The following is an 11,791-nucleotide window of genomic DNA, read 5'->3' as shown; positions in this document are numbered from 1 at the left end:
TGGCCAGCGGCCAGGTATGCCGCGCAAACAGGCCGGACACATGACTGCCCCAGACCGGTGGTGCCTGCTTCACATTTCCCTTGCAACGCAGGGGCCGTCCACACATGAACACAGATAAGCACAGATGAATTTCCTATCTGTGTCCCGCGCAGCGGGAATCTGTGCTCATCTGTGGCCCATTTCCCTTCTCGATGTCCGCTTGAATGTCGATTGGCCCCAATGCCAAACGGCGTCGCAAAAACGAAGGGGGCGGAAATCCGCCCCCCCTTTTCTTATCCCAGCACCACCTGATCGGCGGAGCGCAGCCGGGCCACCGGATTGCCCATGCGGCGCCATTCCTCGAAGCGGCGCCGTGCATCGGCTTCGGCGTGTTTGCGATTGAAATAGCCGAGATAGGTCACCCTCATTTCGGCATGGTCGTGGCTGGCGGGGCTGCCGTCCAGGGCGAAGCCAAAGCGCAGCGGGCGAAACGATCCCATCTCAGTAGCTCCGCAGCAGGCCGACGAGGCGGCCCTGCACCTTGACCCGGTCGGGCGGGAAGATGCGGGTTTCGTACTTGGTGTTGGCCGGTTCCAGGGCGATGGAGGCGCCCTTGCGGCGCAGTCGCTTCAAGGTGACCTCCTCGTCGTCCACCAGGGCGACCACGATGGTCCCGGCATCGGCGGAATCGCACGAGCGGATCACCACGGTATCGCCATCATGGATGCCGGCATCGATCATGGAATCGCCCTCGACGGTCAGGGCATAGTGATTGCCACTGCCCAGCATGGCGGCGGGGATATCGACGCTGTTGGAATGATCGCGCAGCGCCTCGATGGGGGTGCCCGCGGCGATCTTGCCGTAAAGGGGCAGGGTGACCGCGTCGGAGGGGCCAGCCACCGGCGCCCCGGTCAAAGTGAAGCCGCCCTTGATGACGGTGGGCGAGAACGCCTTGCTGGACTGCGGCAGCGGTTGATCGGCGGCGTTCTCGGGCAGACGCATGACTTCCAGGGCGCGGGCGCGGTGGGCGAGGCGTCGGATGAAGCCGCGTTCCTCCAACCCGGTGATCAGGCGATGGATGCCGGACTTGGACTTGAGGTCGAGGGCGTCCTTCATTTCGTCGAAGGACGGCGATATGCCGGTGGCGCGCAGCCGCTGATCAATGAAAATCAACAACTCGTATTGTTTGCGTGTCAGCATTTCGATTCTCCCCGCCGATCGACCCCATGGGAACAAAGTTCAAACCTTCTGCGTTTGTTCTAGTCGCGTTCCCGTTATGCGTCAAGATGATTCTTTTTGGTTCTCATGGCGGAATCCTTGGCCGATAGGACAAGGCATGACGGAAGCGGTGCTGACCGCTGTTGCTTTGCCACAACATGTGGTATAGGCATGCCATCTCTTTTCATGGCGTTGGGGCTAGGGTCGGACCATGGCGGGTCATTCACAATTCAAGAACATCATGCACCGCAAGGGGGCGCAGGACGCCAAGCGGGCCAAGATCTTCACCAAGTTGATCCGCGAATTGACGGTGGCGGCGCGCGCGGGCTTGCCCGACCCGGCGGCCAATCCGCGCCTGCGGGCGGCCATCGTGGCGGCGCGTGGCGCCAATATGTCCAAGGACACCATGGACCGCGCCATCAAGCGCGGCGCGGGGGGCGAGGACGGCGCCAATTACGAGGAAGTCCGCTACGAGGGCTATGGTCCCGGTTCGGTGGCCATCATCGTCGAGGGGCTGACCGACAATCGCAACCGCACCGCCACCGAAGTGCGCACCGCCTTCAACAAGAACGGCGGCGCCCTGGGCGAGACCAATTCGGTGTCCTTCATGTTCGACCGCATCGGCGCCATCCGCTATCCGGCGGCGGCGGCCACCGGCGAGGCCATGTTCGAGGGCGCGCTGGATGCGGGGGCGGATAATGTGGAATCCGATGAGGAGGGCCACGAGGTCACCTGCGCGCCCGACGATCTCGGCGCCGTGCGCGACGCGCTGGAAGCCAAGTTCGGCACCCCGGAATACGCCCGCCTTGACTGGAAGCCGCAGACCACCGTGCCGGTGACCGATGAAGAGGCCGCCAAGGCGCTGCTCAAGCTGCTGGATATCCTGGAGGACAATGACGACGTCCAACGGGTTCAGGCCAATTTCGAGATTTCCGATGAGCTGATGGAGCGTCTCGGCGGGTGACCGCTTGGAGCGAAGCGACGAGCCCGTTGAGGGCGCGCGCCTTATGGCGCGAAAGCCAAGCACGCGGAGGCGTGCGCCGGCGATTGAGGCGGAAAATATGAGACTTCTAGGCCTCGATCCGGGGCTGCGCAATACGGGCTGGGGGGTCATCGACGTGGTGGACAACCGCCTGCGTCACGTCGCCGATGGCGTGATCCGCTCCGATGCGTCGCTGTCCCTGGCCGAGCGCCTGACTCAGTTGTTCGATGGGGTCAATGGCGTCATCGCCCAATGGGAACCGGAGGAGGCGGCGGTGGAGGAAACCTTCGTCAACAAGAACCCGGAAAGCACACTGAAGCTGGGCCAGGCGCGCGGCGTCGTGCTGTTGGCGCCCGCCAAGGCCGGTCTGGTGGTTGGGGAATACGCCGCCGCCCTGGTCAAGCAGTCGGTGGTCGGCACCGGCCGCGCCGCCAAGCAGCAGGTGGGCATGATGGTCCGCACCCTGCTGCCCGGCTGCCTCGCCGCCACCCCCGATGCCGCCGACGCCCTGGCGGTGGCCATCTGCCACGCCCATCATCGCTCGACCCAGAAACGACTGGCGAGGGCGCTGTCATGATCGCCAAGCTGAAGGGCCTGATCGATTCGCTGGGCGACGACTGGGCGGTGGTGGACTGCTCCGGAGTCGGCTATCTGGTGTCGTGCTCGGCCCGCAGCCTGGGGCGGCTGGAAGCGGGAACGGCCGCCAGCCTGTTCATCGAGACCCATGTGCGCGAGGACGCCATCCAGCTTTACGGCTTCCTCGAGACCGGCGAGCGCGACTGGTTCCGCCTGCTGACCACCGTTCAGGGAGTGGGGGCCAAGGTGGCGCTGTCCATCCTGTCGGTGGCGGCGCCCGAGCAACTTCTGCAAATCATCGCGGCCCAGGACAAGGCGGGGCTGACGCGGGCCAACGGGGTCGGCCCCAAGCTGGCGCTGCGCATCCTCACCGAGTTGAAGGACAAGGCGGGCAAGATCAGCCTAGGCGGCTTCGCGCCGGGCGGGCCGGTCGTCTCGCTGCCGGGGGCGCTGCCCATGCCGGTGAGTGCCGGGCGGATGGAAGACGCCATCTCCGCCCTGGTGAACCTGGGCTACAAGCGGCTCGAGGCCTTCCAGGCGGTGGGCGAGACGGCACGTGACCTGCCCGAGGAGGCCGACGCCTCCACCCTGATCCGCGCCGCCCTGAAGCGGCTGGGCAAGGATCTGGTGCGATGACGAGCGAGACCGATTTCACGGATCATGCCTTGGGTGCGGGCGGGACGCCCGCGCTCCCCATGCCGCCGGAGCGCGGGCGTCCCGCCCGCATGGTGCCTTCCTCCCATGAGGCGACGCCATGAGAGAGGTTTCCCCCGAACAGCGCCCCGGCGAGCCGGAGGCCTCCATCCGGCCGCAAAGCCTGGACGATTTCGTCGGCCAGCGTCAGGTCTGCGAGAATTTGAAGGTTTTCATCAGCGCGGCGAGCGCTCGTGGCGAGGCGCTGGACCATGTGCTGTTCCACGGCCCGCCCGGCCTGGGCAAGACCACCCTGGCCCAGATCATGGCCCGCGAACTGGGCGTCGGCTTTCGCGCCACCTCGGGGCCGGTGATCCAGCGGGCCGGGGATCTGGCGGCGCTGCTGACCAATCTGGAGCCCCGCGACGTCCTGTTCATCGACGAGATACACCGCCTTAATCCTGCCATAGAGGAAGTGCTTTATCCTGCCATGGAGGATTTTCAGCTCGACCTCATCATCGGCGAGGGGCCTGCCGCCCGCTCGGTGCGCATCGATCTCCCCCCGTTCACCCTGGTGGGAGCGACCACCCGTTCCGGCCTGCTGACCACGCCGCTGCGCGAACGCTTTGGCATACCGTGCCGGATGAATTTCTATACGCCGGACGAACTGGAAAGCATCATTAGCCGCGCCGCCCGCGTGCTGGGATTTGCCCTGACCGCCGACGGCGCCGCCGAGGTGGCGCGGCGCTCGCGCGGCACACCCCGGGTCGCCGGGCGATTGCTGCGCCGGGTGCGCGATTTCGCCGCCGTGGCGGGCAAGTCGCCGGTGAGCGCCCCGGTGGCCGATGCGGCGCTCAACCGGCTGGAAGTGGATCAGATCGGCCTGGACGCCATGGATCGCCGCTATCTGCGCTGCATCGCCGAGAATTACGGCGGCGGCCCGGTGGGGGTGGAAACCCTGGCCGCCGCCCTGTCGGAAAGCCGCGACACCCTGGAAGAGGTGGTGGAACCCTATCTGCTGCAGCAAGGCATGATCCAGCGCACCCCCAGGGGGCGCATGCTGTCGGCTTCCGGCTTCAAGCATATCGGCCTCAATCCGCCCAAGGATCTGTTGGTGCAGCTCGACCTGCTGGCCAAACTGCCGGAGGACGGGGAATGAGCGGTGGGCGGCCGGGATGGCCGCGCTCCGGAGCGCGGGCTTCCAGCCCGCCCCAGGCCGGGAGCGCGACGCCATGACCCGCCTTCACGCCTTCCCCATCCGGGTCTATTACGAGGACACCGATGCCGGCGGCATCGTCTATCACTCCAACTATCTCAACTTCGCCGAGCGGGCGCGGACCGAGCTGGTGCGCGAGATGGGTATCAGCCAGCGCGCCTTACTGGAAGAGGGCGGGGGCTTCGCCTTTGCGGTGCGGGGTGCGAATATCGACTTCATTCGGCCCGCCAAGCTGGACGATCTTTTGCGGGTGGAAACCCAGGTAATGGCGGTGGGCGGCGCCAGCGTCGAATTGCGTCAAGCCATAAAACGCGAGCCCGAGGGCACGGAAGTGGTTCGCATCGACGTTCGGCTAGGCTATATCACCCTGTCCGGCAAGCCCGCGCGCATTCCGGCCGGGGTTAGGGACTTGTTCGGGAACTGGATCAGCGAAAGGCGGTAGGTATCATGGATCCTTCTCAGGCAGTGGGTGCCGCAGGAGCGGCGGCTCAGATGGATTTGTCCATGTGGGCGCTGTTCATGCGCGCCGACATCATCGTCAAATTCGTCATGCTGGCCTTGATCGCCGCCTCGTTCTGGTGCTGGGCGATCATCTTCGACAAGCTGCTCAAGGTGCGCCAATTGCACACCAAGGCGGAGCAGTTCGAGGAAGCCTTCTGGTCCGGCGGATCGCTGGAAGAACTCTACGACCGCATCGGCTCGCGGCCCATGGACCCCATGTCCTCCATCTTCGTCGCCGCCATGCGCGAATGGCGCCGCACGGCGGCCAAGGGCCTCGCCGACCGCGACAGCACGCGGGCCAGCCTGCCCCAGCGCATCGACCGGGTGATGAGCGTCACCCTGGGCCGCGAGATGGAAATGCTGGAACGCCGCCTGGGCTTCCTGGCCTCGGTGGGCTCCACCGCACCCTTCGTCGGCCTGTTCGGCACCGTCTGGGGCATCATGAACAGCTTCCAGTCCATCGCGGCCACCAAGAATACCTCGCTGGCGGTGGTGGCTCCCGGCATCGCCGAGGCGCTGTTCGCCACCGCGCTGGGGCTCGTCGCCGCCATTCCTGCGGTGATCGCCTACAACAAGATTTCCAGCGACCTGGACCGCTATTCCAAGCGGCTGGAGAATTTCGCCGGTGAATTCGGCGCCATTCTGTCGCGTCAGCTCGAGGAGAAGGCCTGATGGGCGCCTCCATCGGAGCCCGCAAGGGAGGCCATTCCAAGCGCTTCCGCCCGGTGGCCGAAATCAACGTCACGCCCATGGTGGACGTGATGCTGGTGCTGCTGGTGATCTTCATGGTCACCGCGCCGCTGCTGACCGCGGGCGTCCAGGTGGACCTGCCCAAGACCTCGGCCGCGCCGCTCAAGGGCGACGACCAGCCGCTGTCGGTGACCATCGACGCCCACGGCAAGATCTGGATCCAGGAAACCGAGGTAGAGTTGGATCAATTGGCCCCGCGTCTCCAGGCCATCACCGCCCAGAAGCCCGATACCCGCATCTTCGTGCGCGGCGACAAGGGCATCGATTACGGCCGCGTCATGGAAGTGATGGGAACCCTGGGCGCGTCCGGTTTCCCCAAGGTGGCGCTGGTCACCGAGGTCAAGGGCTCCACCGATCCCGCCAAGCCCGTCAAGAAGGGAGCGCGCTAGGTCTCGATCATGGAAATGCGGCGCGAAAGTTACGTCTTCTCCGGCATCCTGCATCTGGCGATCTTCTTGATCGCGGTCTTCGGGCTGCCGCAGTTCTGGCGTGAGCCGCCCATGGACGAGACTCCCATGGTGGTCGATATCGTCCCCATCGGCGAAAAGAGCAATCCGCCGCCGTTGCAGGACAATAAGCCGCAGCCCGAACCCCAGAAGGCCGAGCCCGAACCGCCGAAGCCCGAGCCCCCAAAGCCCGAGCCGCCCAAGCCCGAGCCTCCCAAGCCTCAGCCGCCGCCGCCGCCGCCCACTCCGGCCCCGCCGCCGCCGCCGCCTCCCAAGCCGGAGCCTGCGCCCGCGCCCGCGCCCAAGCCGGAACCAAAGCCGGAACCGCCCAAGCCGGAGCCGCCGAAGCCGGAGCCCAAGCCGGAGCCGCCCAAGAAGCAGAAGAACGTCACCGACGAGTTGGATTCGCTGCTCAAATCCGTGGACAAGAAGAAGCCCAAGCCGCAGGACGAGTTGGACAAGCTGTTGAAGTCGGCCGAGAAGTTGAAGCCGACGGCGCCCGAGAACAAGGACGCCACCCAGACCCAGGCCCAGTCGGTGCGCGGCTCGCTGTCCAACAATCCCAACGAACCGGTCTCCATGACCGAGAAGGATCGCATCCGCGCCCATATCGAGCGGTTCTGGAACGTCCCGGCGGGGGCCAAGGACGCCGATAAGCTGGTGGTCTATATCCGTGTCTCGGTGCTGCCCGACGGCACCGTGACCGATGCCCAGATCCAGATGGGCGATCCCACCATGATGCTGAACCCTTATTATCAGGCCGCCGCCGACAGCGCCCGACGGGCGGTGAAGGCGGCCAGCCCGCTGCCCATACCGCTCAATAAATACGACCAGTTCAAGGACTTTACCCTGGCCTTCAACCCCAAATTCGCGGCAGGAAGGTGATCCCCATGTCACGCACCCGATTCCTCGCGGCAGTGGCCGCAGTCTACGCCCTCGGCATCCTGATGGCCTTTCCGGCCGTGGCCGAGGTGCGCATCGACATCACACGCGGCCAGATGAAGCCGATGCCCATCGCCATCCCCGAATTCGCGGGCGGTTCCGGGCAGGAGACCAAGATCGGCCACGACATCGCCATGGTGGTGTCGGCCGATCTTGAACGTTCCGGCCTGTTCAAGCCCATCGACCCCAAGGCCTTCATCCAGACAGTGGCCAGCCTGCAGGTGCAGCCGCGCTTCCCCGATTGGAAGGCCATCAATGCCGAGGCTCTGGTCTCGGGCAAGGTGGAAGCGACCCCAGACGGGCGGGTGAAGGTGGAGTTCCGCCTGTGGGACGTGTTCGCCGAGGCCTATATGACCGGCTGGACCTTGTCGGCGGCTCCGTCCGATTGGCGTCGCCTGTCGCACAAGGTGGCCGACGCCATCTATAAGCGCGTCACCGGCGAGGACGGCTATTTCGATACCCAGATCGTCTATATCGCCGAATCGGGTCCGAAGAACGACCGCAAGAAGCGCCTCTCCATCATGGACCAGGATGGCGAGAATCACCGCTTCCTGACCGATGGCAGCGATCTGGTCTTGACGCCCCGGTTCTCGCCCAGCTCGCGCGAGATCACTTATCTGTCTTATTTCAAGGGCGTGCCGCGCGTCTATATCTTCAATCTGGATACCGGTCGTCGCGAGGTGTTGGGCAATTTCCCCGGCATGACCTTCGCGCCGCGCTTCTCGCCCGACGGCAACAAGGTCGTGCTCAGCATGGCCGAGGATGGCAACACCGAAGTCTACGAAATGAATCTTCTGACACGTCAGAAGTCTCGTCTGACCAATCATCCCGCCATCGACACCGCGCCCAGCTATTCGCCCGACGGTCAGCAGATCGTGTTCGAATCCGACCGGGGCGGCGGGCAGCAGCTTTATATCATGACCGCTGGCGGGGCCAATCCCAACCGCATCAGCTTCGGCGACGGCCGTTACGGCACGCCGGTCTGGAGTCCGCGTGGCGATCTGATCGCCTTCACCAAGCAAAAGGGCGGGCAATTCTTCATAGGTGTCATGCGTCCCGACGGTTCGGGCGAGCGCCTGCTGGCGGAAGGCTTCCTGGTGGAAGGCCCCACTTGGGCGCCGAACGGGCGGGTTTTGGCCTTTTTCCGCGAATCTCCGTCCGATGAAAGAGGTCGTGGTCAGTCGGTGCGCCTTTACACCATCGATTTGACCGGAACCAACGAGCGGGTTCTTTTAACTCCGATTGATGGGTCCGATCCTGCGTGGTCCCCCTTGATTCCCTAGAATTATGTTTGTATAGTCCGCGCCGATTAGGATTTTTACCGGTGCCATCGGGTTGCAAGCCTACGATGTCACCGGCGGGGCGTGCCGGTCTGCGGCCGGCGCGGAGTCTCTTGGGTCCGATCGTTGTGTTTTTCCCGCGTCGCACTGAGGGGGAGTCCTCAAATATGAAACTGCGTTTCCTGAGCATCTTTGCCGCCGCCGCCCTGCTCGCGGCTTGCGAATCCGCGCCTTCCGATACCGGTACCAAGGGTGGTGCTGGTCAGACCACTCCGATGACCGGTGCGAAGACCATCGCCCCGGGCTCGAAGGAAGATTTCGTCGCCAATGTCGGCGATCGCGTCTTCTTCGACTTCGACAAGACCAGCCTGCGCGCCGACGCCAAGGCCACTCTGGCCAAGCAGGCCGCCTGGCTGAAGCAGTACGCCAACTACTCCATGACCATCGAAGGTCATGCCGACGAGCGCGGCACTCGCGAATACAACCTCGCCCTGGGCGAGAAGCGCGCGAATGCCGTCAAGGAATTCCTGGCCGCGAACGGCGTTGCCGCCGCCCGCGTCAAGGTTGTTTCCTACGGCAAGGAGCGTCCGGTTGCTCTCGGCTCGAACGAGGCCGCCTGGTCGCAGAACCGTCGTGGCGTGACCGTCCTGAACTAATCAGGTCGATTACGGCGTGAAAGTGGGGCGTCCGCCCGTTCGTCAGGTCCAACGACCGGCGGATCGGGCGGGCGCCTTATTTTTGCCTTGAAGTCATTGAAGACTATCCCTGACCATCACCTTTATCGCAGACGAGGCCGGCCCGTGCGACGCATCATCACTTCCACCGTGTTTGTCGCCCTGCTGGGTGGCCTTGTCGTCGTGGCATCCGCTCCCGCCCAGGCCCAAAGCGAGACTCGCGCCCTGTATGACCGCATCGAGCGGCTGGAACGCGATCTGTCCATCGTGCAAAGCCAGGCGGCGCGGGGAGGGGCCAGCCCTACCGTGATCCGCTCGCCCGCCGCCAATGACGGCAGTGTCGCGGGCAGCATGGCGTCGCGCCTGGAAGACCGCATCAACGAGTTGGAAGACGCCAACCGCTTCCTGACCGGCAAGATCGAGGAAGCCAATTTCAAGACTGCTCAAGCCATGAAGCAGCTCGAGCGCTTGCAGACGGACATAGACCTGCGCTTCAAGGAATTGCTGGATGCGCGGCCTCAGGGCTCGTCGTCCGTGCAGGCGCCGCAGAGTGCGACGCAAAGCGTCTCCATGCCCGCCACCACGCCCAATGGGGCGCCTGTGTTGATCCCGCCCAAGGGCGTCAAGCCGGGCGTCAATTCCGCCGACAACGACGGCCCGGCTCCGGGACCGCAAACCCTGGGGCAATTGTCCCAGAAGGATGCCAAGAAGGCCGAGGCCCAAGCCCAAGCCGCGCCCACGGCCGCCCCCGCTGCCACCCCCAAGGATCCGCAGGCGGCCTATGACGACGCCTATTCCCTGGCCCAGAAGGGCGATTACGACAATGCCGAGCGCGGCTTCCAGGCCTTCCTGAAGGCCTTTCCCAATCACCAACTGGCGGGCAATGCCCAATACTGGCTGGGCGATATCGCCTTTTCCCAGCGCAAGGACTTCGCCCAATCGGCAAAGCTGTTCGGCGAGGCCTACAAGAAATATCCCAAGCACACCAAGGCTCCCGACATGCTCTACAAGCTGGGGGCGTCCTTCGGTCAGTTGGACATGAAGGATCAGGCCTGCCGCACCTATGCCCTGCTGTTCGCCGAGCATCCCGGCATGGCTGATCGCATCAAGCGCGCAGCCACCGGCGACAAGCAGCGTCTGGGCTGCAAATAGGTGAGTACGGCGCGGTCCGAGCGCGCCCCGCTTACCGCCGATGATTTCTCGTCCTTGATGACCGGTCTGGGGCCGTTCGAGTCGCGTCCCCGTGTCGTCGTGGCGGTTTCGGGTGGTTCCGACAGCATGGCCTTGGCCCTTCTGGCCGCCCATTGGGCCCGCGCCCAGGGCGGCGAGGCCATTGCCGTGACCGTGGATCACGGATTGCGGGCGGAATCATCGGCTGAGGCGGTGCGGGTGGCCTGCTGGATGGAGGCGCGCGGCATTCGTCACGCCACCCTCCACTGGAGCGGCGACAAACCCGCCACCGGCATCCAGGCGGCGGCGCGAGACGCCCGCTACGGTTTGCTGGGCGCGTTCTGCCGATCGAAGGGCATTTTGCATCTGCTGTTGGCCCATCACCGCGAGGATCAGGCGGAAACCCTGCTGTTGCGCCTCGGACGGGGCTCCGGCGTCGATGGGCTTTCCGCCATGGCCCCGGTGCATCCGACCCGCTGGGGGCGATTGCTGCGGCCGCTGCTGGACATTCCGCGCCAACGTCTGATCGCCACCCTGACCGCTTCGGGCCAGGAATGGGTCGAGGACTTGTCCAATCAGGACGAAGCCTATGCGCGGGTTCGGCTGCGGCGCCTGATGCCTGCCCTGGCGGCGGAGGGACTGACGGCGGAGCGGCTGACGGCGACGGCGTCGCGCCTGGGCCGGGTTCGCGCCGCCTTGGAGCAAGCCACCGCCGAGGCGGCGGCCCGCTGGGTCGAGCCCCATGCCGCCGGTTTCGTTCGCATCCGCGCCGAGGCCTTGGCCGCGATGCCAGAGGAAATCGGCCTGCGGCTGCTGGCGCGTCTGATCATGGCGGTGGGCGGCGGCGTCCATGCGCCGCGCCTGGAAGCGCTGGAACGGCTGTATTTCCATCTGCGGGCGGGAATGGGCGAGGCGCGCACCCTGGGCGGCTGTCGGCTGGTTCCCGAGGTGGGGGAGATGATCGTCTGCCGCGAGCCCGCCAAGGTGGCCCCGGCGGTTGATCTCGTTCCCGGCGCGACCGTCTGTTGGGACGGACGCTTCATGGCCGAGGTGGCCCAGGATGCGCCCGCCGGGTTGCGGCTGGGGGCTTTGGGGGGGCGCAGGCCGCGTCCGGAACGCGGCGCCAGCCCCTTGATCAAGCTGCCCGCCTGCGTGCGCCCCACATTACCTGCGATTATGAACGAGGATGGTGTTTCCGCCGTGCCTCACCTCGGCTATAACCATGCATTGGCCGAGGCGGCGCTGCGACGTTTGGATGTTGCTCCCGCCTTTTGCCTGACGGCCTCGGCGCAGCGGCTTGTCTCGGCGTGAATCGGCATTATTTGTAGGACGACGCCTGCGGGCTGCATTGGTCATATTGGCCTAATTGGGAAGGACCGGACCTTGAATTTCAGCAAGAACCTGGCGCTGTGGGTCATCATCGC

General features: G+C 65.3%; 14 protein-coding genes. 12 read left to right on the top strand and 2 right to left on the bottom strand.

The features are described from left to right. Positions 1 to 272: 272 nt before the first annotated feature. Both CU669_RS18320 and lexA read right to left on the bottom strand, forming a co-directional pair. On the bottom strand, positions 273 to 479 hold the full coding sequence (locus CU669_RS18320) for a hypothetical protein (RefSeq protein WP_112147043.1): 207 nt from the start codon (positions 477 to 479) through the stop codon (positions 273 to 275). Position 480: 1 nt separating this feature from the next. Further along, positions 481 to 1,179, bottom strand: a complete 699-nt coding sequence (gene lexA, locus CU669_RS18315) for a transcriptional repressor LexA (protein WP_112147042.1) — start codon at positions 1,177 to 1,179, stop codon at positions 481 to 483. A 229-nt stretch (positions 1,180 to 1,408) separates the two neighbouring features. On the opposite strand from lexA, the gene CU669_RS18310 reads away from it, so the two are divergent. The 12 genes from CU669_RS18310 (at position 1,409) to tilS (ending at position 11,678) form a co-directional block, all read left to right on the top strand. Next, positions 1,409 to 2,161, top strand: a complete 753-nt coding sequence (locus CU669_RS18310) for a YebC/PmpR family DNA-binding transcriptional regulator (RefSeq protein WP_112147041.1) — start codon at positions 1,409 to 1,411, stop codon at positions 2,159 to 2,161. A gap of 97 nt (positions 2,162 to 2,258) precedes the next feature. Continuing rightward, the gene (gene ruvC, locus CU669_RS18305) at positions 2,259 to 2,756 is read left to right on the top strand and encodes a crossover junction endodeoxyribonuclease RuvC (RefSeq protein ID WP_112147040.1); all 498 of its coding nucleotides are present in this window, start codon (positions 2,259 to 2,261) and stop codon (positions 2,754 to 2,756) included. Continuing rightward, positions 2,753 to 3,391: a Holliday junction branch migration protein RuvA gene (gene ruvA, locus CU669_RS18300; protein ID WP_112147039.1), complete on the top strand. Its 639-nt coding sequence runs from the start codon at positions 2,753 to 2,755 to the stop codon at positions 3,389 to 3,391. The genes ruvC and ruvA overlap by 4 nt, the downstream gene beginning before the upstream one ends. A gap of 118 nt (positions 3,392 to 3,509) precedes the next feature. Then, a complete protein-coding gene (ruvB, locus tag CU669_RS18295) occupies positions 3,510 to 4,547 on the top strand; it encodes a Holliday junction branch migration DNA helicase RuvB (protein WP_112147038.1) in 1,038 nt (345 codons plus the stop codon). A 73-nt stretch (positions 4,548 to 4,620) separates the two neighbouring features. Next, positions 4,621 to 5,046 carry a YbgC/FadM family acyl-CoA thioesterase gene (locus tag CU669_RS18290; protein ID WP_239988782.1) on the top strand — a complete coding sequence of 142 codons (426 nt, stop codon included), beginning with the start codon at positions 4,621 to 4,623 and terminating at the stop codon, positions 5,044 to 5,046. Positions 5,047 to 5,051: 5 nt separating this feature from the next. Continuing rightward, the gene (tolQ, locus tag CU669_RS18285; RefSeq protein ID WP_112147036.1) at positions 5,052 to 5,777 is read left to right on the top strand and encodes a protein TolQ; all 726 of its coding nucleotides are present in this window, start codon (positions 5,052 to 5,054) and stop codon (positions 5,775 to 5,777) included. Beyond that, complete coding sequence (tolR, locus tag CU669_RS18280) at positions 5,777 to 6,244, top strand: protein TolR (RefSeq protein WP_112147035.1); 468 nt, start codon at positions 5,777 to 5,779, stop codon at positions 6,242 to 6,244. The genes tolQ and tolR overlap by 1 nt, the downstream gene beginning before the upstream one ends. A gap of 15 nt (positions 6,245 to 6,259) precedes the next feature. Beyond that, complete coding sequence (locus CU669_RS18275) at positions 6,260 to 7,186, top strand: TonB C-terminal domain-containing protein (protein ID WP_239988781.1); 927 nt, start codon at positions 6,260 to 6,262, stop codon at positions 7,184 to 7,186. 5 nt (positions 7,187 to 7,191) lie between these two features. Then, the gene (tolB, locus tag CU669_RS18270; protein WP_112147046.1) at positions 7,192 to 8,526 is read left to right on the top strand and encodes a Tol-Pal system beta propeller repeat protein TolB; all 1,335 of its coding nucleotides are present in this window, start codon (positions 7,192 to 7,194) and stop codon (positions 8,524 to 8,526) included. 164 nt (positions 8,527 to 8,690) lie between these two features. Then, complete coding sequence (pal, locus tag CU669_RS18265) at positions 8,691 to 9,179, top strand: peptidoglycan-associated lipoprotein Pal (RefSeq protein WP_112147033.1); 489 nt, start codon at positions 8,691 to 8,693, stop codon at positions 9,177 to 9,179. Positions 9,180 to 9,323: 144 nt separating this feature from the next. Beyond that, positions 9,324 to 10,349 (top strand): tol-pal system protein YbgF, encoded by a 1,026-nt coding sequence (gene ybgF / locus CU669_RS18260; RefSeq protein WP_112147032.1) that lies wholly within the window; start codon positions 9,324 to 9,326, stop codon positions 10,347 to 10,349. Beyond that, positions 10,350 to 11,678, top strand: coding sequence for a tRNA lysidine(34) synthetase TilS (gene tilS / locus CU669_RS18255; protein ID WP_239988779.1), 1,329 nt, complete (start codon positions 10,350 to 10,352; stop codon positions 11,676 to 11,678). Positions 11,679 to 11,791: the final 113 nt, after the last annotated feature.

This window comes from Paramagnetospirillum kuznetsovii (assembly GCF_003284725.1).
GTDB lineage: Bacteria > Pseudomonadota > Alphaproteobacteria > Rhodospirillales > Magnetospirillaceae > Phaeospirillum > Phaeospirillum kuznetsovii.
The sequence above is the reverse complement of the archived record's forward strand: the minus strand, read 5'-3'. Positions and strand labels throughout refer to the sequence as shown.

Bases quoted from the DNA above. Each gene is read 5' to 3' on its own strand.
- CU669_RS18320 (WP_112147043.1), bottom strand. From the start codon at position 479: ATGGGATCGTTTCGCCCGCTGCGCTTTGGCTTCGCCCTGGACGGCAGC.
- lexA (WP_112147042.1), bottom strand. From the start codon at position 1,179: ATGCTGACACGCAAACAATACGAGTTGTTGATTTTCATTGATCAGCGG.
- CU669_RS18310 (WP_112147041.1), top strand. From the start codon at position 1,409: ATGGCGGGTCATTCACAATTCAAGAACATCATGCACCGCAAGGGGGCG.
- ruvC (WP_112147040.1), top strand. From the start codon at position 2,259: ATGAGACTTCTAGGCCTCGATCCGGGGCTGCGCAATACGGGCTGGGGG.
- ruvA (WP_112147039.1), top strand. From the start codon at position 2,753: ATGATCGCCAAGCTGAAGGGCCTGATCGATTCGCTGGGCGACGACTGG.
- ruvB (WP_112147038.1), top strand. From the start codon at position 3,510: ATGAGAGAGGTTTCCCCCGAACAGCGCCCCGGCGAGCCGGAGGCCTCC.
- CU669_RS18290 (WP_239988782.1), top strand. From the start codon at position 4,621: ATGACCCGCCTTCACGCCTTCCCCATCCGGGTCTATTACGAGGACACC.
- tolQ (WP_112147036.1), top strand. From the start codon at position 5,052: ATGGATCCTTCTCAGGCAGTGGGTGCCGCAGGAGCGGCGGCTCAGATG.
- tolR (WP_112147035.1), top strand. From the start codon at position 5,777: ATGGGCGCCTCCATCGGAGCCCGCAAGGGAGGCCATTCCAAGCGCTTC.
- CU669_RS18275 (WP_239988781.1), top strand. From the start codon at position 6,260: ATGCGGCGCGAAAGTTACGTCTTCTCCGGCATCCTGCATCTGGCGATC.
- tolB (WP_112147046.1), top strand. From the start codon at position 7,192: ATGTCACGCACCCGATTCCTCGCGGCAGTGGCCGCAGTCTACGCCCTC.
- pal (WP_112147033.1), top strand. From the start codon at position 8,691: ATGAAACTGCGTTTCCTGAGCATCTTTGCCGCCGCCGCCCTGCTCGCG.